The organism is Streptomyces sp. P9-A4, from assembly GCF_036634195.1.
Lineage (GTDB): Bacteria > Actinomycetota > Actinomycetes > Streptomycetales > Streptomycetaceae > Streptomyces.
Genome location: NZ_JAZIFY010000001.1, coordinates 1,335,248 through 1,360,198 on the forward strand (window position 1 = coordinate 1,335,248; position 24,951 = coordinate 1,360,198).

Annotated in this window: 27 protein-coding genes and 1 pseudogene; 20 read left to right on the forward strand and 8 right to left on the reverse strand. The window is 72.7% G+C overall.

Annotated features, from left to right (window positions below; translation table 11 throughout):
- The first annotated feature begins 26 nt into the window (after nucleotides 1–26).
- The 3 genes from V4Y03_RS05935 to V4Y03_RS05945 are packed head-to-tail and all read left to right on the forward strand — an operon-like array spanning nucleotide 27 to nucleotide 1,303.
- The gene (locus V4Y03_RS05935; protein ID WP_332434240.1) at nucleotides 27–548 is read left to right on the forward strand and encodes an NUDIX domain-containing protein; all 522 of its coding nucleotides are present in this window, start codon (nucleotides 27–29) and stop codon (nucleotides 546–548) included.
- Between the two features lie 36 nt (nucleotides 549–584).
- The gene (locus V4Y03_RS05940; protein ID WP_332434241.1) at nucleotides 585–980 is read left to right on the forward strand and encodes a YidH family protein; all 396 of its coding nucleotides are present in this window, start codon (nucleotides 585–587) and stop codon (nucleotides 978–980) included.
- Nucleotides 977–1,303, forward strand: coding sequence for a DUF202 domain-containing protein (locus V4Y03_RS05945; protein ID WP_317874114.1), 327 nt, complete (start codon nucleotides 977–979; stop codon nucleotides 1,301–1,303). The genes V4Y03_RS05940 and V4Y03_RS05945 overlap by 4 nt, the downstream gene beginning before the upstream one ends.
- A 52-nt stretch (nucleotides 1,304–1,355) precedes the next feature.
- Here V4Y03_RS05945 and V4Y03_RS05950 read toward each other — a convergent pair whose 3' ends face one another.
- On the reverse strand, nucleotides 1,356–2,285 hold the full coding sequence (locus V4Y03_RS05950; RefSeq protein ID WP_317874113.1) for an NADP-dependent oxidoreductase: 930 nt from the start codon (nucleotides 2,283–2,285) through the stop codon (nucleotides 1,356–1,358).
- 189 nt (nucleotides 2,286–2,474) lie between these two features.
- On the opposite strand from V4Y03_RS05950, the gene V4Y03_RS05955 reads away from it, so the two are divergent.
- From V4Y03_RS05955 to V4Y03_RS05965, 3 genes are all read left to right on the forward strand, one after another.
- Nucleotides 2,475–3,386, forward strand: coding sequence for an MBL fold metallo-hydrolase (locus V4Y03_RS05955; protein ID WP_332434242.1), 912 nt, complete (start codon nucleotides 2,475–2,477; stop codon nucleotides 3,384–3,386).
- Between the two features lie 187 nt (nucleotides 3,387–3,573).
- A complete protein-coding gene (locus tag V4Y03_RS05960) occupies nucleotides 3,574–4,596 on the forward strand; it encodes a phosphotransferase family protein (RefSeq protein ID WP_317874111.1) in 1,023 nt (340 codons plus the stop codon).
- Between the two features lie 6 nt (nucleotides 4,597–4,602).
- Nucleotides 4,603–5,817 (forward strand): acyl-CoA dehydrogenase family protein, encoded by a 1,215-nt coding sequence (locus V4Y03_RS05965; RefSeq protein WP_332434243.1) that lies wholly within the window; start codon nucleotides 4,603–4,605, stop codon nucleotides 5,815–5,817.
- A gap of 61 nt (nucleotides 5,818–5,878) precedes the next feature.
- On the opposite strand, the gene V4Y03_RS05970 is transcribed toward V4Y03_RS05965, so the two are convergent.
- Nucleotides 5,879–6,472, reverse strand: coding sequence for a TetR/AcrR family transcriptional regulator (locus tag V4Y03_RS05970; protein ID WP_056566227.1), 594 nt, complete (start codon nucleotides 6,470–6,472; stop codon nucleotides 5,879–5,881).
- Between the two features lie 106 nt (nucleotides 6,473–6,578).
- On the reverse strand, nucleotides 6,579–7,355 hold the full coding sequence (locus tag V4Y03_RS05975) for an SDR family oxidoreductase (RefSeq protein WP_317874109.1): 777 nt from the start codon (nucleotides 7,353–7,355) through the stop codon (nucleotides 6,579–6,581).
- A 141-nt stretch (nucleotides 7,356–7,496) separates the two neighbouring features.
- Here V4Y03_RS05975 and V4Y03_RS05980 point away from each other — a divergent pair, with 141 nt between their 5' ends.
- The 4 genes from V4Y03_RS05980 (at nucleotide 7,497) to V4Y03_RS05995 (ending at nucleotide 12,611) form a co-directional block, all read left to right on the forward strand.
- Nucleotides 7,497–8,747, forward strand: coding sequence for an exo-beta-N-acetylmuramidase NamZ family protein (locus V4Y03_RS05980; RefSeq protein ID WP_332434244.1), 1,251 nt, complete (start codon nucleotides 7,497–7,499; stop codon nucleotides 8,745–8,747).
- A 331-nt stretch (nucleotides 8,748–9,078) separates the two neighbouring features.
- On the forward strand, nucleotides 9,079–10,422 hold the full coding sequence (locus tag V4Y03_RS05985; protein ID WP_332434245.1) for an erythromycin esterase family protein: 1,344 nt from the start codon (nucleotides 9,079–9,081) through the stop codon (nucleotides 10,420–10,422).
- 159 nt (nucleotides 10,423–10,581) lie between these two features.
- Nucleotides 10,582–11,847 carry a serine-threonine protein kinase gene (locus V4Y03_RS05990; RefSeq protein ID WP_332437113.1) on the forward strand — a complete coding sequence of 422 codons (1,266 nt, stop codon included), beginning with the start codon at nucleotides 10,582–10,584 and terminating at the stop codon, nucleotides 11,845–11,847.
- Nucleotides 11,848–11,996: 149 nt separating this feature from the next.
- Nucleotides 11,997–12,611: a hypothetical protein gene (locus V4Y03_RS05995; RefSeq protein ID WP_317877614.1), complete on the forward strand. Its 615-nt coding sequence runs from the start codon at nucleotides 11,997–11,999 to the stop codon at nucleotides 12,609–12,611.
- Nucleotides 12,612–12,618: 7 nt separating this feature from the next.
- Here the strand turns inward: V4Y03_RS05995 and soxR are convergent, their stop codons facing one another.
- Nucleotides 12,619–13,098, reverse strand: coding sequence for a redox-sensitive transcriptional activator SoxR (gene soxR, locus V4Y03_RS06000; RefSeq protein ID WP_317877615.1), 480 nt, complete (start codon nucleotides 13,096–13,098; stop codon nucleotides 12,619–12,621).
- 127 nt (nucleotides 13,099–13,225) lie between these two features.
- On the opposite strand from soxR, the gene V4Y03_RS06005 reads away from it, so the two are divergent.
- Entirely contained in the window at nucleotides 13,226–13,687 is a 462-nt protein-coding gene (locus V4Y03_RS06005) for a MaoC family dehydratase (protein WP_317877616.1), read from the forward strand.
- Here the strand turns inward: V4Y03_RS06005 and V4Y03_RS06010 are convergent.
- The 3 genes from V4Y03_RS06010 to V4Y03_RS06020 form a co-directional block, all read right to left on the reverse strand.
- Complete coding sequence (locus tag V4Y03_RS06010) at nucleotides 13,678–14,304, reverse strand: TetR/AcrR family transcriptional regulator (protein WP_317877617.1); 627 nt, start codon at nucleotides 14,302–14,304, stop codon at nucleotides 13,678–13,680. The two genes, V4Y03_RS06005 and V4Y03_RS06010, sit on opposite strands and share 10 nt — an antisense overlap.
- A 107-nt stretch (nucleotides 14,305–14,411) precedes the next feature.
- Nucleotides 14,412–14,699, reverse strand: a complete 288-nt coding sequence (locus tag V4Y03_RS06015; protein ID WP_317877618.1) for a YiaA/YiaB family inner membrane protein — start codon at nucleotides 14,697–14,699, stop codon at nucleotides 14,412–14,414.
- Between the two features lie 71 nt (nucleotides 14,700–14,770).
- Nucleotides 14,771–15,922, reverse strand: coding sequence for an acyl-CoA dehydrogenase family protein (locus tag V4Y03_RS06020; protein WP_317877619.1), 1,152 nt, complete (start codon nucleotides 15,920–15,922; stop codon nucleotides 14,771–14,773).
- Nucleotides 15,923–15,992: 70 nt separating this feature from the next.
- On the opposite strand from V4Y03_RS06020, the pseudogene V4Y03_RS06025 reads away from it, so the two are divergent.
- From V4Y03_RS06025 to V4Y03_RS06040, 4 genes and pseudogenes are all read left to right on the forward strand, one after another.
- Nucleotides 15,993–16,629 (forward strand): annotated as a pseudogene (locus V4Y03_RS06025) (TetR/AcrR family transcriptional regulator); the annotation flags it as partial.
- A gap of 260 nt (nucleotides 16,630–16,889) precedes the next feature.
- The gene (locus tag V4Y03_RS06030) at nucleotides 16,890–17,585 is read left to right on the forward strand and encodes an ArsR/SmtB family transcription factor (protein ID WP_332434246.1); all 696 of its coding nucleotides are present in this window, start codon (nucleotides 16,890–16,892) and stop codon (nucleotides 17,583–17,585) included.
- Nucleotides 17,586–17,698: 113 nt separating this feature from the next.
- A complete protein-coding gene (locus V4Y03_RS06035; protein WP_332434247.1) occupies nucleotides 17,699–18,613 on the forward strand; it encodes a DMT family transporter in 915 nt (304 codons plus the stop codon).
- 213 nt (nucleotides 18,614–18,826) lie between these two features.
- On the forward strand, nucleotides 18,827–19,576 hold the full coding sequence (locus V4Y03_RS06040) for a TetR family transcriptional regulator (RefSeq protein WP_332434248.1): 750 nt from the start codon (nucleotides 18,827–18,829) through the stop codon (nucleotides 19,574–19,576).
- Between the two features lie 42 nt (nucleotides 19,577–19,618).
- Here the strand turns inward: V4Y03_RS06040 and V4Y03_RS06045 are convergent, their stop codons facing one another.
- Nucleotides 19,619–20,281, reverse strand: coding sequence for a TetR/AcrR family transcriptional regulator (locus V4Y03_RS06045; RefSeq protein ID WP_317875313.1), 663 nt, complete (start codon nucleotides 20,279–20,281; stop codon nucleotides 19,619–19,621).
- 123 nt (nucleotides 20,282–20,404) lie between these two features.
- Between V4Y03_RS06045 and V4Y03_RS06050 the strand changes: the two genes are divergently transcribed.
- The 5 genes from V4Y03_RS06050 (at nucleotide 20,405) to V4Y03_RS06070 (ending at nucleotide 24,935) form a co-directional block, all read left to right on the forward strand.
- The gene (locus V4Y03_RS06050; protein WP_317875314.1) at nucleotides 20,405–21,343 is read left to right on the forward strand and encodes a DMT family transporter; all 939 of its coding nucleotides are present in this window, start codon (nucleotides 20,405–20,407) and stop codon (nucleotides 21,341–21,343) included.
- A gap of 72 nt (nucleotides 21,344–21,415) precedes the next feature.
- A complete protein-coding gene (locus V4Y03_RS06055; RefSeq protein ID WP_332434249.1) occupies nucleotides 21,416–22,216 on the forward strand; it encodes an MBL fold metallo-hydrolase in 801 nt (266 codons plus the stop codon).
- A 71-nt stretch (nucleotides 22,217–22,287) separates the two neighbouring features.
- On the forward strand, nucleotides 22,288–22,989 hold the full coding sequence (locus V4Y03_RS06060; RefSeq protein ID WP_332434250.1) for a DsbA family oxidoreductase: 702 nt from the start codon (nucleotides 22,288–22,290) through the stop codon (nucleotides 22,987–22,989).
- A 220-nt stretch (nucleotides 22,990–23,209) separates the two neighbouring features.
- Nucleotides 23,210–24,388 (forward strand): aminotransferase class I/II-fold pyridoxal phosphate-dependent enzyme, encoded by a 1,179-nt coding sequence (locus V4Y03_RS06065; protein ID WP_317875317.1) that lies wholly within the window; start codon nucleotides 23,210–23,212, stop codon nucleotides 24,386–24,388.
- Nucleotides 24,378–24,935 (forward strand): DUF6190 family protein, encoded by a 558-nt coding sequence (locus V4Y03_RS06070; protein ID WP_317875318.1) that lies wholly within the window; start codon nucleotides 24,378–24,380, stop codon nucleotides 24,933–24,935. The genes V4Y03_RS06065 and V4Y03_RS06070 overlap by 11 nt, the downstream gene beginning before the upstream one ends.
- Nucleotides 24,936–24,951: the final 16 nt, after the last annotated feature.

Sequence of the window (24,951 nt, forward strand, 5' to 3'; positions counted from 1 at the left end):
GGCGGCGGCTTTGCTTGGATGGCGGCATGAGCGCCGCAGAAGAGATTCTCGATGTCGTCGACGAGCACGACCGGGTGACCGGACAGGCCCCGCGCGGTGAGGTGTACGCGCGGGGCCTGATCCATCGCTGTGTCTTCGTCCGGGTCCGGGACGCGGAGGGCCGGGTCTTCGTGCACCGCAGGACGCCGACCAAGCTGGTCTTCCCCTCGCAGTACGACATGTTCGTCGGCGGGGTCGTCGGCGCGGGCGAGTCCTACGACGAGGCCGCGCTGCGGGAGGCCGAGGAGGAGCTGGGGGTGTCGGGGCTCCCCCGCCCCGAGCCGGTGCTGCGGTTCCTGTACGACTCCGGGGGCGTCGCCGGGAAGTGGTGGTCGGCGGTCTACGAGGTCCGCTGCACCCTGCCCGTCCACCCGCAGGTGGAGGAGGTCGCCTGGCACGGATTCCTGACGGACGACGAACTGGCCGCGCGGCTCGGCACCTGGGAGTGGGTGCCGGACGGCCTCGCCGCGTACGAGCTGCTGCGGGCGAGGGCGGCGGAGGGGGCGTGACGGGCCGGCCGGTCACCCGGCCGTTAGGGTGCTCGGGTGAGCGATTTCGTGCAGAGCCTGCGGCTGTGGTTCGCGCCGCAGCGGGTCCGGGACGAGGGAGAGACCCCCGACTACCGTTTCTCCCTCGCCAACGAGCGGACCTTCCTCGCCTGGATCCGGACCTCGCTCGCCCTGGTCGGCGGTGGTTTCGCCGTCGACCAGTTCCTGCCGGACCTGCGGTGGGGCGTACGGGTCGGGCTGGCGCTCGCGCTGCTCGCCGCCGGGGTGCTGTGCGCGCTGCGGGCGGTGAACCACTGGGTGCGCTGCGAGCGGGCGATGCGGCGCGGCGAGGACCTGCCGATGTCGCGCTTCCCCGCGGTGCTGAGCTTCGTGGTCGCGGTGGTGGCGCTCACCATGGTGGTGGTCGTGCTCTTCGGCTGGGCGGGGCGTTGACGGCGGCGGACTCCGCGCCCGAGGCCCGGGATCCCGGGCTCCAGCCGGAGCGGACCCGGCTCGCGTGGCGGCGCACGACGCTGTCCTGCACGGTGGTCGCGGTGCTCGCCGTCAAGCTGGCCGTCCATGACGAGATCACGGCGGTGGGCGTGACCGGGCTCGCGCTGTCGGCCCTCGTGTGGATCGGTTTCCTGGCCGTCGCCCACCGCCGTATCCGCTCCCTGAGCGCGGCCCGGCCGGGACCGCTCTCGTACCGGGGCGCGTGGCTGGCGACGGGGTGCACGATCGCGCTCGCGGTGTTCGGGGCCGCGCTCATCTGGTGACGCGGGCCCCGGGTCCGGTACCACCGGGCCCGAGGGCTCGGCGGGGACGGTCTCAGGGGACCGTGACCACGACCTTGCCGTTGAGGCCGCCCGCGGCGTTGGCGCGCTGGGCGTCGGCCGCCCGCTCCAGCGGGAACGTCCTCGCCACCCGTACGGTGAGCACGCCCGCGTCGACCAGGTCCGCGAGGGCCGCGAGGTCGACGGGGTCCGGCCGCACCCAGAAGTAGCGGCCGCCGAGGGCGAGGACCTCCCCGTCGGCGATCGAGGCGAGCCGGCCGCCCGGGGCGAGCAGTCCGGCGGAGATCCGCAGGAACGGTCCCCCGATGGTGTCGAGGACGGCGTCCACGCCCAGCGGGGCGATGGCCCTGACCTGGGCGGCGAAGGTCGTCTCGTCGTAGCGGACGGGTTCGGCGCCGAGCTCCGCGACCCGCTCCAGACCGGCGCCCCGGGCCGCGCCGATGACCCGGCAGCCGAGGTCGCTGGCGATCTGCACGGCCATCGAGCCGACGCCGCCGGCCGCCGCGTGGACCAGGACGGTGTCGTGCGGGCGGACCGCGAGGGCCTGGCGGAGCGCCTGGTAGGCGGTGAGGCCGACGAGCGGGAGGGCAGCGGACTCCTCGAAGCCCAGGGTGCGCGGCTTGCGGGCGAGGGTGCGGACGGGGGCGGCGACGTACTCGGCGAAGGTGCCACGGGACAGGAAGTCCTCACGGACATACCCCATGACCTCGTCGCCCTCGGCGAACTCGGTGACGGAGACCCCGGGCCGTACGACGACTCCCGACACGTCCCAGCCGGGGATGACGGGGAAGACCGCGTCGAGCATCCCGTCGAGGTATCCGGCCTGGCACTTCCAGTCGACGGGGTTGACGGACGCCGCCCGCACCTTGACCAGGACGCCGTCGGGGCCGACCTTGGGGTCGGGCAGCTCGCCGTACTCCAGGACGTCGGGGCCGCCGTACCGGCTGTAGCTGATCGCCTTCATACCTTCGACCCTCGGTGCGCGGAGGCGCGCACGCAAGCGGAGGCGGTACGGGTGGGGGGGCCGATGCGGCTCGTGAGGGGGCGCGGCCTGCTGGCGGGCGGCGGTCCTGCCGGGCGCCGGTTTCCTCGCGGGCCGGGCAACTGGCACTCTTCCCCTGTCCAGTTGGGCTCTCACCCGGGGGAATTCCCTTTGTCTGCCACCGATCCCTATGTGGTCGCGCTCGCGCCGAACGTCCACGCCTTCGTCCAGCCCGACGGCGGCTGGTGCCTGAACAACGCCGGTTTCCTCGGCGACGCGCGCGAGTCGCTGCTCGTCGACACCGCCGCCACCGAGCGCCGGGCCCGGCTGCTCCGCGAGGCGGTCCTCGCCGAGGGCCTCGCGCTGCCCGGCACCGTCGTCTCCACCCACCACCACGGCGACCACACCTACGGCAACGGGGTGTTCCTGCCCGAGGCCCGGATCGTGGGGCACGAGAACTGCCGCACCGAGCAGCTCGCGGCCGGGCACCAGCTCCATCTGCTGTGGCCGGCGACCGACTTCGGGGACGTCGACATCCTGCCGCCGTCCGTCACCTACCGGGAGCGGCTGACGCTGCACGTCGGGGACATCGAGGTACGGCTGATCCACCCGGGGCCCGCGCACACCACCGGCGACTCGATCGTGCACCTGCCCGAGCAGGGTGTGGTCTTCACCGGCGACCTGGTCTTCCACGGCGGGACGCCGTTCCTGCCGATGGGGTCGCTGGCCGGTTCGCTGCGCGCGCTCGCCCTGCTGCGCTCCCTCGACACGCCGACGGTGGTGCCGGGGCACGGCCGGGTGACCGACCCCTCGGCGTACGACGCCACGGAGCGGTATCTGCTCTGGGTGCGGGAGGTGGCCGCGGAGGGGTACGCGCGCGGGGCGACGCCGCTGGAGACGGCGCGGCGGACGGAGCTGGGCGAGTTCGCCGAGTGGCGGGAGAGCGAGCGGCTGGTGGCGAACCTGCACCGGGCGTACGCGGAGCTGGAGGGTCTGCCGGAGGGGTCGCCGCTCGACCCGGCGGCGGTCTTCGGGGACATGGCGGCGATGAACGGCGGGGTGCCGGTGGCCTGCCACGCCTGACCGGCGCGGACGCGCCCCGGACCGGGTCCACCGGTCCGGGGCGCGCGCGTTTCCGCGCTGGGCCCGGCAGCTCCTCGCCCTGTGGGCGGGGGGCGCGGGAGTCGCCTGGAGCACACCCCTCTGGACGACATACCGACTGGTCGGTCATCATGAATGCCGACCGCAGTCGATCCGGAGGTACGCACGTATGAGTTCCGCCCCGCCGCCAGGTCTCGACCCCGAGCAGTTGCGCCGCCACCTCGACCGCGAGCGCCCCGGCCTGGTGTCCGGCCCCCTCGAAGCCCGGCTAATCGAAGGCGGCAGGTCGAACCTGACGTACGTCGTGACCGACGGCGCCGGCCGCTGGGTGGTCCGCCGGCCTCCCCTCGGCCACGTCCTCGCCACCGCCCACGACATGCGGCGCGAGCACCGCGTCATCAGCGCCCTGCACACCACGGCCGTCCCCGTGCCGGAGACGCTGCTGCTCTGCGAGGACGACTCCGTGCTCGGGGCGCCGTTCTACGTCATGGAGTTCGTCGACGGGACCCCGTACCGCTCGGCCGCCGAACTCGCCCCGCTCGGCCCCGGGCGCACCCGCGCCGCCCTCCTCGGCCTCGTCGACACCCTCGTCGACCTGCACGCCGTCGACCCGGAGGCGGTGGGGCTCGGCGACTTCGGCCGCCCCGAGGGCTTCCTCGACCGGCAGCTGCGCCGCTGGGGCAAGCAGCTCGACGCCTCGCGCGGCCGGGAGCTGGCCGGGATCGACGAGCTGCACTCCGCGCTGGGCCGCGCGCTCCCCGTGTCTCCCCCGCCCACCGTCATCCACGGCGACTACCGGCTCGACAACGTCCTCATCGGCGAGGACGACCGCATCCGGGCCGTCCTCGACTGGGAGATGTCCACCCTCGGCGACCCGCTCACCGACCTCGGCCTGCTCGTCATGTACAGCACGCCGCTCGACCTGCCGGACTCCCCCATCTCCACCACCGCCACGGCCCCCGGGCACCCGAGCGCCGCCGAACTGGCCGAGCGCTACGCCGCCCGCTCGGGCCGCGACACCTCGGCCCTCGCCTGGTACACGGCCTTCGCCTGGTTCAAGCTCGCCGTGATCCTGGAGGGCATCCACTACCGCTGGACCCTCGGGCAGACGGTCGGCGCGGGCTTCGACCGCATCGGGGAACTCGTCCCCCTCTTCATCGAGCACGGCCTGACCACCCTTCAGGAAGGCTGAACCGCCATGGACTTCGCGTACGACGCACACACCGAGGAACTGCGGGCGAAGCTCCTCGCCTTCATGGACGAGCACGTCCACCCGGCCGAGGCCGTCGCCGAGGAACAGCGCGCCCTGCTCGCCTCCCCCTGGGACACCCCGGCCGTCGTGGAGGAACTGAAGGCCGAGGCCAAGCGCCAGGGCCTGTGGAACCTCTTCCTTCCCGACGCCGAGTACGGTGCCGGGCTCACCAACCTCCAGTACGCGCCGCTCGCCGAGATCACCGGCCGCAGCCCGCACCTCGCCCCGACCGCCCTCAACTGCGCCGCCCCCGACACCGGGAACATGGAGCTGCTCGCCCAGTTCGGCGACGAGGCGCAGAAGAAGCAGTGGCTGGAGCCGCTGCTCGCCGGCGAGATCCGCTCGGCCTTCGCGATGACCGAGCCGGAGGTCGCCTCCTCCGACGCCACGAACATCGAGACCCGGATCCGGCGGGACGGCGACTCCTACGTCGTCGACGGCCGCAAGTGGTACATCTCCGGGGCGATGAACCCCGACTGCAAGATCTTCATCGTCATGGGCAAGACGGACCCCGACGGGGCCGACCCCCGCCGCCAGCAGTCGATGATCCTCGTGCCCCGCGACACCCCCGGCGTCGAGGTGCGGCGCGCGATGCGGGTCTACGGGTACGAGGACCACTACCACGGCGGCCACGCCGAGGTGGTCTTCGACGGGGTACGGGTCCCCGCGGCGAACCTGATCGGCGAGGAGGGCGGCGGCTTCGCCATCGCCCAGGCCCGGCTCGGCCCCGGCCGCATCCACCACTGCATGCGGCTCATCGGCATGGCCGAGCGGGCCGTCGAGCTGATGTGCCGGCGGGCGGTCACCCGTACCGCCTTCGGCAAGACGCTCGCCCAGCAGGGCGTCGTGCAGAACTGGATCGCGGACGCCCGGGTGACGATCGAGCAGCTGCGGCTCCTCGTCCTCAAGACGGCCTGGCTGATGGACACCGTGGGCAACAGGGGTGCGCACACCGAGATCCAGGCCATCAAGATCGCGACCCCGCGCGCGGTCGTCGACATCATCGACAAGGCGGTCCAGGCGCACGGCGCGGGCGGGGTCTCACAGGACTTCCCGCTGGCCGAGCTCTGGGCGGCGGCGCGGACGCTCAAGCTCGCGGACGGCCCGGACGAGGTGCACCAGCGGTCGCTGGCACGCCGGGAGCTGAAGAAGTACCTCTAGTGCCTCTGGCGCCTCTGGTGCCCCTGGTGCCCCTGGCGCCTCCGGTGCCTCTGGCAGCGGCTCAGGGGCGGAGCGCCCGCAGCAGCAGATCGGCGAGATGGCCCGCCACCTCTTCGGGGGTGAGCGGGCCGTCCGGGCGGTACCACGTGGAGAGGTGGTGCACCGAGCCGAAGTGGTAGTCCACGACGAGGTCGGCGGGGGTCGCGGAGGAGAACACCCCGGCCCGCTGCCCCTCCTCGACCAGCGCCCGGAAGCGCTCGTGGTAGCGGCGCCGCTCCGACCTGACCTGCTTGTTCTTCTCCGGGCTGAGGTGGTGCATGGAGCGGAAGAAGATGGCGGCGTCGTCGAGGTTCTCGATGGTGGTGACGACGACGTCGGCGGCGGCGGCGCGCAGCCGGTCCTCGATGGGCTCGTCGGCGTCCGCGTAGGCGTCGAGGCGCTCCTGCTGGAGGCGCAGGACCCGGGCGTAGACCTCCTGGAGGAGGTCCTCCTTGGAGCCGAAGTAGTGGTAGAGGGCGCCCTTGGTGACCCCGGCGGCCTCGACGATCTCCTGGACGGAGGTGCGGTCGTAGCCCTGCTCGGCGAAGAGCCGGGTGGCGGCGGCGAGGAGCCTCTGGGGGACGGGCGTGCCGTTCCCGTCCGTCGTCCTGGCCATGCTTCCGCCGCCTTCCTTGGTGATCGTTTTCGGTCAGCGGAACGTGTTCCCGCCCGTAGATCTTCCCATCCGCCGGGGCTCCGGTCACCGCGTGCCCGTCTCCCCGCTACCGGGTGCCCGTCTCCCAGGTCCGCTGGACGTGGTTCATGGTGCCGAGCCAGCGCTCGGGGTCGGTGGCCCGGTTGCGGTAGTAGTCCGCGACCTCGGGGTGGGGCAGGACCAGGAAGCGGTCGGCGGCGACGGCCTCGATCAGGGCGTCCGCGACGTCCTCCGGTTCGATGGCGGTGGGGGCGAGGACCAGCTCGCCGGCCGATCCGGCGGCGGTCAGCATGTCCGTACGGACGCCCTGCGGGCAGATGGCGTGCACCTTGAGGCCGCGGTGGCGGTAGGTGAGGGAGAGCCATTCCGCGAAGGCGTAGGCGCCGTGCTTGGAGACGCTGTACGGCGCCGCGCCGATCATGGTGAGCAGTCCGGCGGCGGAGACCGTGGAGACGAACCGGCCGCTGCCGCGTTCCAGCCAGTCCGGGAGCAGGGCACGGGCCGCGCGGACGTGGGCCATGACGTTGACGTCCCAGGCCGCGGCCCAGACCTCCTCGTCCGCGAAGACGTCGCCGGGCGAGGAGAGTCCGGCGTTGGCGCACCAGATGTCGACGGTGCCGCCGAGGGCCTCCCTGGCCTCGTCGACGACGTCGGAGGCGTCGCCGGGGACGGCGAGGGCGCCGATCTCCTCCGCGACGGCCTTGGTGCGCACCGGGTCGAGGTCGTTGACGACGACCCGGGCCCCTTCGGCGGCGAACCGGCGGGCGAGGGCGGCTCCGATGCCGCCGCCCGCTCCGGTGACCACCACGCCGGCGCCCCTGAGCTCGTTCGTGTCCTCGGTCATGGACCCACCTCTCGGCTGTGACGACCGGGACAGACTAACCAGTCGGTATGGAGTCGTGGAAGACCCGGCCCGCACGCCTCGTTCCCCGGGGCGGTCAGGAGCGCTAGCGTGCGTGCCCATGTCACTCCTGGGAGGTCCCGCATGAGCCTGTCGCGTCGGAGTCTGCTGGCCGCCGGAGGTGCCGTCGGGGCGGTGACGGCCGCCGTGCCCACCGCATCGGCGGCGGGACGGCCGCCGGGGCCCGGCCGGGTGCGGACCGGTTTCGAGCGGCTCGCCGCCGACGGGTACGCGCTCCTGGCCGGCGAGCGGGTCGGCATCGTCACCAACCCGACCGGGATCACCCCGGACGCACGGCACGTGGTGGACGAGATGCACGGCGACGAGCGGGTGGACCTGACCGCCGTCTTCGGCCCCGAGCACGGCTTCCGGGGTACCGCCCAGGCGGGCGGCTCGGAGGGCCGGTACGACGACCCGGCGACCGGGCTGCCCGTCTACGACACGTATCTGAAGAGCGGGCAGCAGCTCGCGGACGTCTTCACCGCCTCCGGCGTGGACACGGTCGTCTTCGACATCCAGGACGTCGGCGCCCGCTTCTACACCTACATCTGGACGCTGTACGACTGCATGGTGGCCGCCGCCCTGGCCGGGAAGCGGTTCGTGGTCCTGGACCGGCCGAACCCGGTGACCGGGCGGGCGGCACTCGGCCCCGTCCTGGACCGGGCCTTCGCCACGTTCGTCGGGCGCGAGCCGATCGCTCAGGCGCACGCCATGACGGTGGCCGAGCTGGCCCTGCTCTTCAACGGGGAGTTCCTGGCCGCGCCGGTCGCCCTGGAGACCGTACGGATGACGGGCTGGCGGCGTACGGAGTTCTTCGACGCCACCGGGCTGCCCTGGGTGCCGCCCAGCCCGAACATGCCGACGGCCGACACCGCGCTCGTCTACTCGGGCACCTGCCTCTTCGAGGGGACGAACCTCTCCGAGGGCCGGGGCACCACCCGCCCGTTCGAACTCCTCGGCGCCGAGGGGATCGACCGGCGGTGGGCGGAGGCGGCGAACGCCCTCGGGCTCCCCGGGGTCCGCTTCCGGGAGGCGTACTTCGCGCCGACCTTCTCCAAGTTCCAGGGGAGGACCGTGGGCGGGGTGCAGCTGCACGTCGACGACCGCGAGTCCTTCGACCCGGTACGGACCGGCATCGGCCTCCTCGTCACCGCCAGGAACTCGTGGTCCGGCTTCGCCTGGCGCGCGGACCACTGGATCGACAAGCTGACCGGCTCGACCCGGGTGCGGACGCTGATCGACGCGGGGGCGGGTGTCGACGAGGTCGTGGGGGCGTGGGAGACGGACCTGTCGGCCTTCCGGGCGGTACGGAGGGGGTACCTGCTGTACCGGTGAGGGCGGGTCCGGTCGGCTGGCGAGGGGGTCCGGGCCACCGGTGACGCGGCAGGTCCGGGCCACCGGTGACGGCGGGTCCGCGCCATCGGTGACGGCGGGTCCGGTCGGCCGGTGACGGCGGGTCCGCGCCACCGGTGACGGCGGGTCCGGTCGGCCGGTGACGGCGGGTCCGGGCCACCGGTGACGGCGGGTCCGGTCGGCCGGTGACGGCGGGTCCGGGCCTCGGGTGACGGGGCGTGACCGGGCCACTGGAGACAGGGGGTTGTCCCCCCTGTCGACCGGGGGGTGCGCGGGATGTTCCCGGGGACATCCCGCCGACCACGCTGGCCCCATGACGTTCTCCCGTACCTCCTCACGCCGTCGTCTGCCCCTGGTCGGGCTGCTGGTCGCCGCCTGCCTCGGCACCCTCGCACCCGCCGCCGGGGCGGCCGGCGCCCCGGCGGCCCCCGATCCCGCACGCGAACTCGCCCGCACCGCACAGCCCTTGACCGACCTGCGGCCGCTCGACCGGATGATCGGCTCGGCCAAGGTCGTCGGCATCGGCGAGGCCACCCACAGCTCGGCCGAGTTCTTCGAGGCCAAGCACCGGATCTTCGAACACCTGGTGGAACGCCAGGGCTTCACCACCTTCGCCCTGGAGGCGAACTGGTCCACCGGACTGCTCGTCGACGCGTGGGTGCGCACCGGCGCCGGCGACATCAGGGAGATCATGCGGGACGAGTTCCAGGAGTCGTACCGGCTCTGGAACACCGAGGAGTACTTCGATCTGTTCCGCTGGATGCGGCGGCACAACCAGCTCCACCCCGGGCACCAGGTCCGCTTCATGGGCAACGACCTGGGCTACGCGGGCGCGAACCTCTTCGACACCGTCACCTCCTACGTGGCCCGCACCCACCCGGCGCTCCTCCCCCGCTTCCGGGAGCTGTACCGGGCCTCGCGCCCGACCGGCGAGGTCGATACCTGGATGAAGGGGTACCTGGCCAAGCCGCTCCCCGAACGCCGGCGGATGGCCGCCGAGGTGAACGGGGCCCTCGCCCTCCTGGAGGAGCAGCGCCCCGCCCGGGACCCCCGGGCGCGGGAGGCCGCCGCGTGGGCGGTGCAGCACGCGCGGGCCATCGCCCAGGTCGGCACCGAGTACGCCCACGACATGGCGACGGACGCGGGGATCGCCGAGGCGATGCTCTACCGCGACCGGATCATGGCCGAGAACACCGTGTGGTGGCAGCGACGGACCGGCGACCGGATCGTGCTCTCCGCGCACAACGGCCACGTCGGCTACGAGACCACCCGCCCGGACCAGTACCCGCGGCTCCAGGGCGCCTTCCTGCGGGACGCCCTCGGCCGGGACTACGTGAGCGTCGGCGCGAGCTTCGGACAGGGGTCCTTCAACGCCCACGACACGGAGGCCCCGGGCGAACCGCTGCGGTCCTTCACCGTGGGCCCGCTCGGCCCCGACAGCAACACCCACACCCTGGACCGGGTGTCGCCCGGCGCCTTCTACCTGGACCTCCGGCGGACGACGCCCGCGGCACACGACTGGCTCTCCGTGCCCCGGCCGACCCGGAACATCGGGACCGCGTACCCCTGGGCGGGCGATCTGGCGCAGGTGCGCCTCGCCAGCTCGTACGACCTGCTGGTCCATTTCCCCCGGGTCACGGCGGCGCGGCCGCGCTGACCGCCCTGGCAGCGTCAGCACGGGTCCCGGCCACGGCACCTCCTAGGTCTGGCCGGGGCCCGTCGCGGGCATCCTGGTCCTGGAGCCGCCGCCCGCGCACCGTGCGCCCCGGGCGCGACGGCCACCTCGACGCGGAGGGACGGTCCGGCCGTGACCGGGATGAGTGTGGAGCCGTACAGCGAGATCACCTTCGACAAGGACGGCGACGGGCCCGCGGGGCAGGCCGGGCGCCTCGCCGCGCCGGCCCGGCAGGGGGTCACCGACCTGGTGGTCTTCGCGCACGGGTGGAACAACTCCCCGTCCGGCGCCACCCGTCTCTGCTCCGACTTCTTCGCGCCGTTCCCCGGGCTGCTCGCCCCCGGGGTGGAGGCCGCCTACGCGGGCGTGATCTGGCCTTCGATGATGTTCTCCGGCGAGCCGGTGCCCGACTACCGGGCCCTCGTGACGGTCCTCCCCGAGAAGGAACCCGTCCTCGACCGGATCACGGAACTCCTCGTGACGGCGCCGCCCGAGGAGACCGCGTTCGCCGAGTTCGGGGCGCTGCTGCGGGAGCTGGCCGAGGTGGGCCCCGAGGGCGGCCGGGAGGGCCCGACGGCCGGGCCCTGGGAGCCGGTGCCGGAGTTCCTGGTCGGGGACCCGGTGGAGGTGTGCGCCCTGTTCACGGCGGCGCTGGAAGCGGGGCCGCCGCCGCCCGGGCCGGCGGAGGACGTCGGGTCCGTGCCTCCGGAAGGGTTCGGGGAGGGGCTGAAGCGGTACTGGAAGGGCGCCCGCGAGGCGCTGCGGCAGACCACGTACTACGTCATGAAGAAGCGGGCGGGGCTGGTCGGTGAGACCGGTCTCGGGCCGCTGCTCGGCGAGGTCGCCCGCACCGCGCCCGGTCTCCGTGTGCACCTCGTCGGCCACAGCATGGGCGCCCGGCTCGTCGCGTACGCGCTGCGGGGGCTGCCGTCGGGGGCCAGGCCGGTCGCCTCCGTCACCCTCCTCCAGGGCGCGTTCTCGCACTACGCCTTCGCGGCCCGGCTTCCGCACGACCCCGGGCGGTCCGGTTCGCTGCGGGACGCGCAGCTGCGGGTACGGGGGCCCGTGGTGGCCTGCTACTCGCGGTACGACACGGCGCTCGGGGTGATGTACCCGCTGGCCTCCCGGCTCGCGGGCGAGTCCGAGTCCTTCGACGGGGCGGGGTCCCTGGGGGCGGCGGCCGGTCTGCTGGGGGCGGACGACCCTCGCTGGGGGGCGATCGGGCACGACGGGGTCCAGGCCGTACCGGGAACGGCGGCCCGCACTCTGGCGGCGGTGCTGCGCGAGGGGGTGCCGGGCTCGGGCTGCGTGAGCGTGGACGCGGCGGAGGTGGTCCGCTCGCACAGCGACATCTGCCACGAGGAACTGGCCAGGGTGGTGGTGTCGGCGGCGGGGACGGGGAGGTAGGCGGGCTTGCCGGAGGCTTTCGTTCCGGCCCTTCTCAGCCGTCCCTCCCGTCCCACTGATGGTTGCCATCCGAATTTCGATGGAACACGCGGGGCCTCTCGTTCGTCCCTCTGATATCGCGGAAGGACCAGCGGCGGAGGTGGCGAGAGATGGCCGGTTTCCGGAGTCTCGCGAGACAGGTGCGCGATCCGGGGTACGACACGGCGCTGCGCAGGTACTCGCTGCGCAAGTGTTTGGAGCGGTTCGCGCCGTACGGGCACCGGGCCACATGGGACCACCTGTGCCGCAGGCACAGCTTCGGGCCCGAGGACCGGGAGCTCGACCCTGGGCGGCTGGTGGCCGCGCTCGACGAGCTGGAGGAGGCGCGGGCCGTGTGGCTCGCGTACGAGGAGGAGTTCGCCGCCCGTCGGCGGCGCGAGAAGCAGGAAGGGCTGCGCGGGCTCGGCGCGCTCGACGACTGGCACCGGCGCGTCTGGGGCGGCAACGGCGTGGTCAGGTGCGGCGATCCGGCGGTGCACCCGTCGGATCCCCTGCCCGAGGTGCTGCGGCGGCTGATATCGGCACTGGAGAGCGGACCGGGCGAGGGGTGCCCGGTGTGCGCGGGGCCGCGCATCGAGTGGGCAGGCCCCGGCGACCCGTACGAACCGTGGCTCGGCCCGGTGTGCGGTGACTGCGGTGTGGGCGTGCCCCGGGCGGTGCTCACCTCGGGTGCGCTGGCGCGCGCCCGGGCAGAGCGGGGCAGCTCGCTGGCGTCGGCGGCGTGAGCCGGCGTCAGGGCGTGTCCTCCGGAGCCGGGCGGCGGACCGGCAGCAGGCGGGAGCCCGCCATGCGTTCGCCGAAGGCGTCGTCGGGGTTGGACAGGACGCAGGTCTCCAGGGACAGACAGCCGCAGCCGATGCAGTCCGTCAGATGGTCGCGGAGCCGCCCCAGTTGCTTGATGCGCTCGTCGAGCTCGGTGCGCCAGGCGGCCGAGAGCCTGGCCCAGTCCTCGTTGGTGGGGGTCCGCTCCTCAGGAAGCTGGGCGAGTGCCTCGCGGATCGTGGCGAGGGGGATGCCGACCCGCTGCGCGGCGCGGACGAAGGCGACCCGGCGCAGGGTGTCGCGGCCGTAGCGGCGCTGGTTGCCGGTGGTACGGCGGCTGCTGATGAGCCCCTTCGCCTCGTAGAAGTGGAGGGCGGAGACGGCGGCCCCGCTACGGGCGGAGAGCTGGCCGACGGTGAGCTCGTGGATCTTCTCTGGAATCTGCGGCACCCGGGGAACCCTACTGGTCCGTTGACAGCGCGCCCTTCGCCCCCACATGCTGAGCAAGCGCTTAGACAGCGCGACCGGAGGCCTGCACCGGGGCGCCGGGGAGAGCGTGACGAGAGGAAGCAGGGACATGGCCGAGCCGAGGATCTTCAACTCCGCCGAGGAGCTGCGCGCGGGGGTCGGCGAGCAGCTGGGGCACAGCGACTGGCTGGAGATCGACCAGAAGCGCATCGACCTCTTCGCCGATGCCACCGGCGATCACCAGTGGATCCACGTCGACCCCGAGCGCGCCGCCGCCGGGCCGTTCGGCACGACCATCGCGCACGGCTATCTGACGCTCTCCCTGCTGCCGACCTTCGTCCCGCAGGTCCTGTCGGTCCAGGGCATGAAGATGGGCATCAACTACGGCACGGAGAAGGTGCGTTTCCCCGCCCCGGTCCCGGTCGGCTCGCGGCTGCGTGCCACGGCCGTCCTGACGAAGGTCGAGGAGGCGGGTGGCGGCGTGCAGGTGACGGCGGCGGTGACCGTGGAGCGCGAGGGCTCGGAGAAGCCGGTCTGCGTCGCCGAGTCGGTCTCGCGCTACTACTTCTGAGCGCCGACCATCCTGAGGACGAGGTCGGCGTAGAGCGCGCCGACCTCGTCCGCCGTGTGGCGGCCCTGGGTGTTGAACCAGCGCGAGACGTCGATGCAGAGCGAGAGCACGGCGACCGTGGTGCCGGGCACGTCCGGCACGTCGAACTCGCCCGTCGCCACGCCCTCGTCGATGACACGGCGCACCGTCGCGTCGGACTCGCGGCGCAGCTCCACGATCTCGGCGCGGTGCTCGGGGCCGAGGGCGTCGAGTTCGTACTGGACGACCCGCGCGGTGGTGTGCCGCTCGGCGTGCCAGCGGACGAAGGAGCGCACGGCGTCGGCGAGGCGCTCGGCGGCGGTGCCCTCGCCGTCGGCGGCGGCCCGGAGGATCTCCAGGGCCTTGTCGTGGCCGATGCGGCTGATCCGGTGGAGCAGCTCTTCCTTGGTCTTGTAGTGGATGTAGAGCGCGGCCGGGCTCATCCCGGCGCGGCCGGCGATGTCCCGGGTGGTGGTCGCGTGGTAGCCGCGCTCGGCGAACGCCTCGACCGCGGCCACGAGCAGCCGTCGGGCCGCCTCGGGCGTGACCTCGCCCCAGGACATGTCCTCGCCCCCGGGCGTCTCCTCCGCCGCGCTCATCCCACACTCCCTCTCGGACCCTGCCAGGACGAACACCATACAACGTGGGTGAGCAAGCGCTTAGCGAGCGGGCGGGTGCGGAGCCGGTCCAGGGCCTAGGAGCCGGTTCAGAGCTTCTGGAAGGGGTCGTGTTCGGCGAGGAGCTTCTCCAGGCGGGCCTGGTCGACGCGGCTGACGATCTGGCCGGCCTCCTGCCGGTCGCGGACGACCTTGGCGAGCGTGAAGGCCGAGGTCGTCAGATAGAGGACCGAGATGGCGAGGAAGGCGCGGACCCAGGCGCTGGCGTCGAGCTGGTAGACGCCGACGGCCACGGCCGCGATCGCGATCCCGAAGGAAATGACGGCCTGCAGGTAGTAGGCGGCGGTGTTCTGCTGCTTGACCGGTGTGTCGCTCATGCCGGACAGCATCGGACGGATGCGGCCGGGGCCACATCCGTCCGCGTACTCAGACGCGTGCCGCGCGCTACTCAGAAGGCCGAGACTCCGGTCAGGGCCCGTCCGATGATGAGCTTCTGGATCTGGCTGGTGCCCTCGTACAGGGTCATGACGCGTGCGTCGCGCAGGAGCTTCCCGACCGGGTACTCGTCGATGTAGCCGTAACCGCCGAAGACCTGGAGGGCGTTGTTCGCGGCGCGGACGGCGGCCTCGGAGGCGTACAGCTTGGCCTGGGAGGCGGCGGTGGCGAAGTCCTGGCCCCGGTCGATCAGATCGGCGACCCGCCAGGTCAGCAGCCGCGCCGCGTCCACGTCGACGGCGATGTCGCTGATGAGTTCCTGCACCAGCTGGTACGAGGCGATCGGCTTGCCGAACTGCTCGCGCTCCCCCGCGTACCGCACGGCCGCGTCGAGGGCGGCCTGCGCGATGCCGACACAGCCCGCCGCGACCGACATACGGCCCTTGGCGAGGGCGGACATGGCGACGGCGAAGCCCTTGCCCTCGGGTCCGAGCATCGCGGACGCGGGGACGCGGACGTCCTCGAGGACCAGTTCGGCGGTGGCCTGGCCGCGCAGCCCGAGCTTGCCGTGCACGGCGCGGCGGGTGAGGCCGGGGGTGTCGGCGGGGACGAGGAAGGCGGAGACGCCCTTGTGGCCCGGGGTGTCGTTGGTGCGGGCGAAGAGCAGGACGACATCGGCCCAGGTGCCGTTGGTGATGAACATCTTGCTGCCGCTGACGAGGTAGTCGTCGCCGTCGCGCACGGCCCGGGTGGCGAGGTTCCCGGCGTCGGAGCCGGTGCCGGGTTCGGTGAGGCCGAAGCAGCCGAGCGCCTCGCCGGAGGCGAGCCGGGGCAGCCACTCCCGCTTCTGCGCCTCGTCGCCCCAGGCGGCGACGGTCTTGGCGACCAGACCGAGGGAGACGGAGACGATGCCGCGCACGGAGGAGTCGCCGCGTCCGAGCTCCTCGGTGACGAGACAGTAGGCGAGGTGGTCGCCGCCGGAGCCGCCGTACTCCTCCGGGATCGTGAGTCCGAGGAAGCCGACGGCGCCGAGCTTCTTCACGATCGCCCGGTCCACCTCCTCGGCGCGGTCCCACGCGACGGCGTGCGGGGTGACCTCGCGTGCGACGAAGTCCTCGGCGAGCCGCCGCACGGCTTCCTGTTCCTCACTGAGTGCCAGATCCACCCTGCCCCACCTCACCCGTCCCGTTAATTACCACTGCTAGTTTCTGGTGCGCGGGCCTACTATGTGCGCCATGGCCCGACCGCGCAAGCCCCTGCTCAGCCGAGACCGCATCGTCGAGACGGCGGGCGCGCTCGTGGACGCGGAGGGCCTCGCCGCGCTCTCCACCCGTCGCCTGGCGGCCGAGCTCGGGGTGAGCGGCCCCTCGCTCTACAACCACTTCCGCACGAAGGACGAGATCCTCGACGCCGTCGCCGACGCGGTGAGCGCGAAGGTCGACCTGTCGATGTTCGAGGAGGCCGACGGCCGCGACTGGCTGACGGCGCTGCACGACTGGGCGGTCTCCTACCGCGCCGCGCTCGCCGACCACCCGCAGATCGTCCCGGTCCTCGCCCAGGGGCCCGGCCGCCGCCCGGCGGGGCTGCGGGTCGCGGACGCCGTCTTCGGCGCGATGGTCCGTGCCGGGTGGCCCCCGGCGCAGGCCACCTCCATCGGCGCGCTGATGCGGTACTTCGTCACCGGCTCCGCGCTCGGCTCCTTCGCCCGCGGCTTCGTCGACGACGAGACGGCCTACGACCCCGCCGCCTACCCCCACCTCGGACAGGCCCACCTGCTCGCGGAACACCGCCAGAAGGTCGACGAGGGCGCCTTCGGCACGGGTCTGCGGGCCCTGCTCGACGGACTGCGCCTCCAGTACGAGGGCCTGGCGCGACGGACGGCGGAGTCAACGGGTGGTACGGGCGCGGGGCCCGGCGGCCCGGCTGCGGGGCTCAGCGGCCCGGCCTCGGGGCCCGGCGACCCGGCCGCAGGGCCCGGCGGGCAGGCCTCGGCGCCCGGCTCGCCGGTCACGAGGCCCGGCACATCGACTGCCGGGCCCGGCGGTCCGGCGTCGGGGTCCGGCGACCCGGCCGCCGCCGCCCGGCACCACACTTCGGCCGTCGCCGAAGCGTGAGTGCGGGAGGCTCGGCACATGGCAGCCAGTGACCTCGCCGCGCTCGCGGCGCTCTTCGCGGACGAGACCCGTGCCGCGTTCCTGCTCGCCCTGCTCGACGGGCGAGCCTGGACCGCCGGCGAACTCGCCCGGCACGCGGGCGTGGCGCCCTCCACCACCAGCGAGCACCTCGGCAAGCTCGTCACCGGCGGGGTGCTCACCGAGGAACGGCAGGGCCGCCACCGGTACGTCCGCCTCGCCGACCCCGGGATCGCTCACCTGGTGGAGGACCTCGCCACCCGGTCCGAGCCGCCCGTGGCCGCGCCGCCCCGCTCCCTGCGGGCCGCGAACGCCGGGCGGGCGATGGCGCGGGGCCGGACCTGTTACGACCATCTCGCCGGGCGGCTCGGCATCACGATCACGGAGGCGATGACCGGCCGCGGGCTGCTCCGCCAGGACACCGGTTTCGCCCTCACGGACCGGGGTCTCGCCTGGTTCGAGGGGCTCGGCATCCCGCTCGTACGCCGGGGGCGGCGGCCCGTCGCGCGCGGCTGCCTCGACTGGACCGAGCGCCGGCCGCACCTCGCCGGACTCGCGGGCGCCGCGCTCTGCGCACACGCGCTGGACAGCGGATGGTGCGAGCGGATCGGGTCCGAGCGGGCGGTACGGGTGACCGAGGAGGGCGAGCGGGCGCTGCACGCGTCCCTGGGCATCGCGTCGGCGGACCTTCGGTAGCCCCGAGGGCGGGCCCCGCGCGCGGCGGGTAGGGAGCCGGCGCCCCACCGGCTCCCACGCGGGCCCGCGATATTGCGGTGAGCGCCGAACCGTCCGCGCCCTACCGTCGGGGCATGCAGAAGCAATCCTCCCGGCTCGCCCTCGGCGCCGCCGGGGTCACCGTCGTCCTCTGGGCCTCCGCCTTCGTCTCCATCCGCAGCGCCGGGGCCGCCTACTCCCCCGGCGCGCTGGCGCTCGGGCGCCTGCTCGCCGGGTCCCTGGTCCTCGGGACCGTCCTCCTGATCCGGCGGGAGGGGCTGCCGCCACGGGCCGCCCTGCCGGGGATCCTGGTGTCGGGCCTGCTCTGGTTCGGGGTCTACATGGTGGTGCTCAACTGGGGCGAGCAGGAGGTCGACGCCGGGACGGCGGCGATGGTGGTGAACATCGGGCCGATCCTGATCGCGCTGCTCGGCGCGCGGTTCCTGGGGGAGGCGCTGCCGCCCCGGCTGCTCGCGGGCATGGCGGTGTCCTTCGCGGGCGCGGTGACCGTGGGCCTCTCGATGTCCCGCGCGTCCTCCGGCGGCCACGCCTCCGTGCTCGGGGTGCTGCTCTGCCTCCTGGCCGCGGTGGCGTACGCGGGCGGGGTCGTGGCGCAGAAGCCCGCGCTCGCGCACGCCGGCGCGCTCCAGGTGACGACCTTCGGGTGCCTGGTGGGGGCGGTGGCGTGTCTGCCGTTCGCCGGGCAGCTGGTCGAGGAGGTGGGTTCGGCGCCGCTGTCGGCGACGCTGAACATGGTCTATCTGGGGGTCTTCCCGACCGCGCTCGCGTTCACCACCTGGGCCTATGCGCTGGCCCGTACGACGGCGGGACGGATGGGCGCGACGACCTACGCCGTACCCGCCCTGGTCGTCCTGATGGCCTGGGTGTTCCTGGGTGAGCTGCCGGGGCCGCTCACCCTCGCCGGGGGCGCGCTGTGCCTGGCCGGGGTGGCTGTTTCCCGCTCCCGCGCGCGGGCTTCCGGGAGCGCCGGAACGGCTGAATCCACCTGACAGGGCATACCCCCGGTTCCGGACACTTCGCGGCCCCTCCCTGGCGGGGAACCTCCCCCCACCAGGGGGGCAAACCCCTGTCAAGCACGACTTTCGGCCCGGCGGCCGAGGGGACACGTTTCATGGCGTCCCGGCCGGATAGTTTCGAGTCGGTCACAGGCGCAGGCCGGAACGTATCGCTCCGGCAGTTCTCGTAAGCCGACGGGGGAGCTCATGGCGATTCAGCAGCGGGCGGAGCGGACAAGACGGGAAATCCTGTCGGCGGCCGCACGGGTCTTCGACGGGATGGGATACGAACGGGCGTCGTTGGCCCGGATCGCGGGCGAGGCGCGGGTGACCACCGGCGCGCTCGTCTTCCACTTCGCGACCAAGGCGGATCTGGCGACGGAGGTACGGGTGCGGGCCCGCGCGGTCACCCGCATCACGGTCGAGTCGGCCTGCCTGTCCACGGAGGGCGTGGGCGGCACGGCCATCGACAAGCTGGTGATCGCGACGCACGCGCTGATCCGGCTCTTCGAGACGGACCCGACGGCGCGGGCCGGTGAACGCCTGTCGCGCGAGCTCCAGTTACCTGGCCCCGGGCTGTCCCGGGACTGCCCCTGGCGGCGCGAGGTGGCCCGCCTCGCGCGCTTCGCGGCGGCGGAGGACGCGCTGCGGCCCGGTGTGGACGCGACGGCGGTCGCGGCGCTCATCGGGTACGTGATCACCGGGGTCGAGCTGGAGATGCGCGCCCCCGGCACGCCGGCCGACGAGACCTGGCCGGCCGAGGAGCCCCGGGGGCCCCGGCCGTCCGCCGAGAGCGGCGCCCTGCACGGGCCGGCCGAACAACGGCTCGCCCGCATCTGGGAGTTGATCCTGCCGGGCCTGGTGCACCCGACCACCCGGAACCGCGGCCCCCGCCCCCGTCCCCGGCATCACGGCACGGCGGCGCCTGACGCCGACACCACGGCACCACGGCCCTGACCCCCGCCCACCGGGCCGGCCCGGGCCACCACCCGGGCCCCCTCACTCCCCCGAGCGCAGCAGCTGCCGGGCGAAGTCCGCGAGCGAGCGGCCGATGCGCTCGGTCGACAGGCCGAGTTCGTGCCGCTGGAACTGGAACAGCTCGGGTGACAGCGGGCTGAGCGCGATGTCGATCAGCGGGTCCGGGTCCTGGACGCCGTGGCCGACGAGCAGCGTGCGGACGTGCACGCGCCAGAAGCCGTAGGCACCGGTCCGGAAGCGCGCGGGGCCGGTCTCCGCCCCCAGCGCCAGCGGCAGATGACGTTCGAGCAGATCGAGCATCGCGAGGTAGAACGCGGCCAGGCGCTCTCCGGCGGGCGCGCCGGGACCCAGCGGCGGCGGGCCGTAGATGAGCTGCCCCTGGAGCCGGCGCTCGTGCTCGTCGAGCAGAGCCACGGCGACCGACGAGGGGTCGGGGAAGCTCCGGTAGAGCGTGGCGCGGCCCACCCCGGCGGCCTTGGCGATCCGGTCCATGGTGACGGAGCGCGGGTCCTGCTCCGCGAAGAGCTGTTCCGCCGCGGCCAGGATCAGGGCGCGGTTGCGCTCCGCGTCCGCCCGTCGGCGCGGGGCGACCGGCTGTTCGTCCGCCGCCTGGAGATCACCAAGGAGCCCGCCGACCCGGTGCACGGAGGCGGCTCCACGTCCGCGCTGCTCGTCGTCGCTCATGGACCAGACCTTACTTCCCTCGGGGCTAAGTGGACACCTTGTCCGTTTGCCATCTCTCGTGGCATGCTAAACGGACTCAGTGTCCACTTACCCGCTCGCCATCCCCGCCCCAGGGAGATCAAGATGCACACCGCGCTACTCGCCGCGGCCCTGCTGGTCGGCTGCCTCCTGGCCGTCCAGGCCTCGGTGAACCTCCAGCTCAACTCGGCCGTCGGCACCCCGTACGGCGCCTCGACCATCCAGCTCGGCGTCGCCACCGGTCTGCTGACCGTGCTCGCGATCGCGGCCGGAGCCCTCGGCGCGCTCGGCAAACTGCCCGATGTCGAGCCCTGGCAGCTGCTGGGCGGACTGGCAAGTCCGCTCTACATCACCAGCGGCATCCTGCTCTTCCCACGGCTCGGCGCCCTCGCCGCCGTCGGGCTCTTCGTCACCGGCCAGATGTTCGCCTCGCTCGCGCTCGACCTCTTCGGTCTCCTCGGTCTCGAGCAGAAGGACCTGAGCATCGGCATCGTCGTCGGCGCCGTGGCCGTCCTCGCCGGCATCGTCGTGATCATCCGGGGCATGAAGGCCGCCGCCCCTCCCGGCGCCCCCAAGATGTCGAGCGCCGGCCGGGCCGGCTGGCTCGCCCTCGGTGTCATCGCCGGTGGCGTGCTCCCCGTACAGGGCGCGGTCAACGCCCAGCTGCGCGCCCAGCTCAAGGAGCCCATCACCGTCGCCGTGATCAGCTTCGCCGTGGCGACCTTCACCATCGCCGTCGTCCTGCTCGTGCTCTACGCGACCCGGAAGACCCCGAAGCCCAAGATCGCCCCGCTGAAGAAGATGCCCTGGTGGGGCTGGCTCGGTGGCGCCTGCGCCGCCGCGTACGTCACCGGCACCTTCCTCCTCATCCCCACCATCGGCGCGGCGGTGACCATCGCCCTGACCGTCACCGGTCAGCAGCTGACCTCGGCGCTGATCGACCACAAGGGCCTGTTCAAGCTCCCGCAGCGCTCGCTCACCAAGGAGCGCGCCCTCGGCCTCGCCCTGCTGATCGCCGGCTCGCTCACCATCCAGCTCGTCTGACCGGGGCCGCGTCCGCCCCCGGGCCCTCGCCCGGGGGCCACGGCCCGCTCGGTGCGTCATGAAAGGTGTGTCATGAAACCGTCCTACACCGCCGGGCCGGACCTCCACGTCCTCCCCTCGGTACTGCCCATCCCGGGCCTCGGCGACCAGCCGGTGAACGCCTTCCTGCTGAAGTCCGGTGAACCGCTGCTCGTGGACACGGGCATGCCCGTCGACCGCGAAGGCTTCCTGGACTCCCTCTGGTCGCTCATCGAGCCGGCGGATCTGCGCTGGGTCGTCGTCACCCACGACGACCGCGACCACACCGGCGCCCTCGCCCGGATCCTTCAGGCCGCGCCGAACGCGAAGGTGCTTGCGAACGCGATATCACTGACGCGAATATCGGAGGAGTTCAGCATTCCGCAGGAACGGGTGGTCACTGCGAACCCGGGAAGTCGTGTGAAAGTCGGAGACCGTGAGCTGAGTTTTCACCGGCCGCCCACTTTCGATTCACCCGGAACTCTCGCCGTGTTCGACCACTCCGATGGAACGCTGTACAGCTCCGACAGTTTCGGTACCGTGGTCGAGGAAATAACCCAGGAGTTCGGCGAGCTGTCCGAGGAGGAATTCTTCCACGGCTTCGAGGTACTGAACCGCGCGATAGCCCCCTGGACCGCGCTGGTCGACGAGGCGAAATTCCTCCGGCCGGTGCACGAGCTCGCCGCCCTGCGCCCCGCGAAGCTGCTGAGCGCGCACGGGCCGACCGTCCACGAGGACGCCGTGCCGCGGCTCTTCGAGGCCATGGCCCGCATCCCCGCCCTGCCCGCCTGGCTGCCGGGCGCCGACCTCGACCTCGAAGCGGCGCTGGACGCCGTCGAATCCCCCGCCGGCTGAGCCCCCGCTCCGCCCGCGCACGAACGCCGGCCGGGCCTCCGCCCCGCCGGCCGCACGAACCGAGGAGAACCATGTCCGACCCGACCACCGCCGACCTGACCCCGCCGCGCGGAGTCGTCACCGTCTTCTCCGACATCTGGTGTTCCTTCGCGCACATCGCCATCCACCGGCTGCACGCCACCCGGGCCCGCCTCGGCCTGGAGGAGCAGGTCTCCTTCGACCTGCGCGCCTTCCCGCTGGAACTGCTGAACGACGCCCCGAGCCCCCGCCCCGGCACGGACAGCGAGGTCGCCCGGATGGCCAGCCTGGAGCCGGCCGCCGGCTGGCAGCTGTGGCAGGCCAAGGACTGGCTCTACCCGTCGACGACGCTGCCCGCCCTCGAGGCGGTGCTCGCCGCGAAGGAGCAGAGCCTGAACGCCTCGGAGCAGCTCGACCTCGGGCTGCGCCGGGCCTTCTGGGCCGAGTCCCGCTGCATCAGCCACCGCAAGGTGATCCTGGACGTGGCCGCCGAGACGGGCGCCGTCGACGTCGACGCGCTCACCGAGGCGCTGGACGACGGCCGGGCCCGCCGTACCCTCTCCGACCAGGCCGCACTGTCCAAGAGCGACCGTGTGAACTGCAGCCCTCACCTGTTCCTGCCCGACGGCTCCGAGCACGCCAACCCCGGCATCGACGTGGGCTGGGAGGGGGCGTACGGCATCGGCTGGCCGGTGATCGCCTCGGACGACCCGAAGGTATACGAGGACATCCTGCTGAAGGCCGCCACTGAATAGTTGAACAAGCCGCGGAACGCGGCCGGACAACGGGAACGACGGTCAGGCATTCCTATTCGAGGAATGCCTGGCCGTCGTTCCTTTTTTTCGCCGGCAGAACATCGCGGTGATTATTAATTGCGTGACCCGGCCGTTATTCGCAAGGGCACTCGAAGCTCCTACAGTCATTCACGCCGCCGGATTTCCGGACGGAGATTCGTATCGACAGCGGGAGTTCTTCATGTCGTTGACCGACAAGGCAGACGTCAGCACGTTCGTCGACCTCACCCAGCACGAGATCGAAGCCCTGAAGACCCGGTTCAACCTGGCCGACGCGCACACCCACCAGCGTCAGTCCGCTTCCCAGGAGCGGATCGTCTCGCGGCTTCCCGAGCTCTGGCACGAGTCCGAGTCGAAGCAGCAGGCACACTTCGAGCGCCAGTTCATCGACGCCTTCTTCCGTCTGCACCAGCAGCCCACCGCCCGTGCGATGGACCGCACCCTCCTTTCCTACTCCGCCAGCGTGTCGACGATGGTCGCCGGCATGTTCCTCAAGCAGCGCGGGATGTCGGTCCAGCTGGTCGAGCCCTGCTTCGACAACCTGGTCGACCTGCTCCGCAACATGCAGGTGCCGATCTCCCCGCTCGCCGAGTCGGCGCTGCACGAGAAGGACGCCATCTACGAGCGGCTCGTCGAGCAGGTCGACGCCGACGCCATCTACCTCGTCGACCCCAACAACCCCACCGGGTTCACCCTGCTCGCCGAGAAGCTGGAGGGCTTCCGCGAGGTCGTCCGCTACTGCGTGGACCACGACAAGGTCCTGGTGATGGACTTCTGCTTCGCGTCCTTCGCGCTCTGCGACGAGGGCGTCGGCCGGGTGGACATCTACCAGCTCCTCGAGGAGTCCGGCGTCACGTACATGGTGATGGAGGACACCGGCAAGACCTGGCCGATCCAGGACGCCAAGTGCGCCATGATCACGGCCAGCCGGAACATCCAGGAGGAGGTCTACAACCTCCACACCAGCGTCCTGCTGAACGTCTCGCCGTTCGTCCTCAACATGGTCACGCAGTACATCGAGGACTCCATCACCGACGGCTTCGCCTCCGTCCGCGACATCATCAAGACCAACGGCGACGCCGCCCGCGCCGCGCTGCACGGCACCATCCTGGAGTTCCAGGAGCCGGTCGTCGGCACCAGCGTCGCCTGGTTCCGCATCAAGCCGGAGCACCTGACCGCCACCCAGCTGCAGGCCGTCCTCTTCGACGAGGAGGTGTACGTCCTGCCGGGCACCTTCTTCTACTGGAACACCAAGGAGAAGGGCGAGCGCTTCCTCCGCCTGGCCCTGGCCCGCGAGCCCGAGGTGTTCGCCGGCGCCATGGAGCGGATGCGGAAGGTGCTCGAGCGCTATGCGGCCTGAAGCGAACCCGGAAGTGACCGGCCACACCCCCGAAGCGAGCGAGCACGCCCCCACGGTGTTCATCGACGCCACGCTCTTCATGGGCATGCACAGCGAGGACGACGCCGTCCGTGTCGGCGCCAAGGCCTTCTTCGCCGGCCGGCTGGCCGCCGGGGACGCGGGCCGGGTCGTCATGAGCTGGGAGCAGGTGGGCCGCTGCGACGACCTCGTCTGGGGGTACGAGCGCGGCCTCCAGGACGAGTACTACCCGTTCATGGACGTCCTCCACACCGACCTGGCGATCGACCGGGTCCCGTACGACGAGGACGACGTCCGCCGGGCGTTCACCACGCCCGAGCTCGACGGCCTGCCCGCGCACGAGCGGCTGCTGCTCGCCCAGGTCATCGGCCGCGGCGGCGTCCTGCACACGGCGAGCCCCCGGCTCCTCAAGGCGACCGGGCTGCCCGTCGTACCGATCGGCACCGGCGCGGAGCCCTCGTTCCCCGCGTATCTGGAGGACCTCTACCAGCGCTCGCTGGTGCTGACGGTCGACTCCGCCAACCTCTGAAGACATTCCGAAGGGC

Excerpts from the sequence above, each read along its gene's own strand:
- V4Y03_RS05935 (WP_332434240.1), top strand. The coding sequence starts at position 27 with ATGAGCGCCGCAGAAGAGATTCTCGATGTCGTCGACGAGCACGACCGG.
- V4Y03_RS05950 (WP_317874113.1), bottom strand. The coding sequence starts at position 2,285 with ATGAAGGCGATCAGCTACAGCCGGTACGGCGGCCCCGACGTCCTGGAG.
- V4Y03_RS05960 (WP_317874111.1), top strand. The coding sequence starts at position 3,574 with ATGAGTTCCGCCCCGCCGCCAGGTCTCGACCCCGAGCAGTTGCGCCGC.
- V4Y03_RS05965 (WP_332434243.1), top strand. The coding sequence starts at position 4,603 with ATGGACTTCGCGTACGACGCACACACCGAGGAACTGCGGGCGAAGCTC.
- V4Y03_RS05970 (WP_056566227.1), bottom strand. The coding sequence starts at position 6,472 with ATGGCCAGGACGACGGACGGGAACGGCACGCCCGTCCCCCAGAGGCTC.
- V4Y03_RS05975 (WP_317874109.1), bottom strand. The coding sequence starts at position 7,355 with ATGACCGAGGACACGAACGAGCTCAGGGGCGCCGGCGTGGTGGTCACC.
- V4Y03_RS05980 (WP_332434244.1), top strand. The coding sequence starts at position 7,497 with ATGAGCCTGTCGCGTCGGAGTCTGCTGGCCGCCGGAGGTGCCGTCGGG.
- V4Y03_RS05985 (WP_332434245.1), top strand. The coding sequence starts at position 9,079 with ATGACGTTCTCCCGTACCTCCTCACGCCGTCGTCTGCCCCTGGTCGGG.
- V4Y03_RS05990 (WP_332437113.1), top strand. The coding sequence starts at position 10,582 with ATGAGTGTGGAGCCGTACAGCGAGATCACCTTCGACAAGGACGGCGAC.
- V4Y03_RS05995 (WP_317877614.1), top strand. The coding sequence starts at position 11,997 with ATGGCCGGTTTCCGGAGTCTCGCGAGACAGGTGCGCGATCCGGGGTAC.
- V4Y03_RS06005 (WP_317877616.1), top strand. The coding sequence starts at position 13,226 with ATGGCCGAGCCGAGGATCTTCAACTCCGCCGAGGAGCTGCGCGCGGGG.
- V4Y03_RS06010 (WP_317877617.1), bottom strand. The coding sequence starts at position 14,304 with ATGAGCGCGGCGGAGGAGACGCCCGGGGGCGAGGACATGTCCTGGGGC.
- V4Y03_RS06015 (WP_317877618.1), bottom strand. The coding sequence starts at position 14,699 with ATGAGCGACACACCGGTCAAGCAGCAGAACACCGCCGCCTACTACCTG.
- V4Y03_RS06030 (WP_332434246.1), top strand. The coding sequence starts at position 16,890 with ATGGCAGCCAGTGACCTCGCCGCGCTCGCGGCGCTCTTCGCGGACGAG.
- V4Y03_RS06035 (WP_332434247.1), top strand. The coding sequence starts at position 17,699 with ATGCAGAAGCAATCCTCCCGGCTCGCCCTCGGCGCCGCCGGGGTCACC.
- V4Y03_RS06040 (WP_332434248.1), top strand. The coding sequence starts at position 18,827 with ATGGCGATTCAGCAGCGGGCGGAGCGGACAAGACGGGAAATCCTGTCG.
- V4Y03_RS06045 (WP_317875313.1), bottom strand. The coding sequence starts at position 20,281 with ATGAGCGACGACGAGCAGCGCGGACGTGGAGCCGCCTCCGTGCACCGG.
- V4Y03_RS06050 (WP_317875314.1), top strand. The coding sequence starts at position 20,405 with ATGCACACCGCGCTACTCGCCGCGGCCCTGCTGGTCGGCTGCCTCCTG.
- V4Y03_RS06055 (WP_332434249.1), top strand. The coding sequence starts at position 21,416 with ATGAAACCGTCCTACACCGCCGGGCCGGACCTCCACGTCCTCCCCTCG.
- V4Y03_RS06060 (WP_332434250.1), top strand. The coding sequence starts at position 22,288 with ATGTCCGACCCGACCACCGCCGACCTGACCCCGCCGCGCGGAGTCGTC.
- V4Y03_RS06065 (WP_317875317.1), top strand. The coding sequence starts at position 23,210 with ATGTCGTTGACCGACAAGGCAGACGTCAGCACGTTCGTCGACCTCACC.
- V4Y03_RS06070 (WP_317875318.1), top strand. The coding sequence starts at position 24,378 with ATGCGGCCTGAAGCGAACCCGGAAGTGACCGGCCACACCCCCGAAGCG.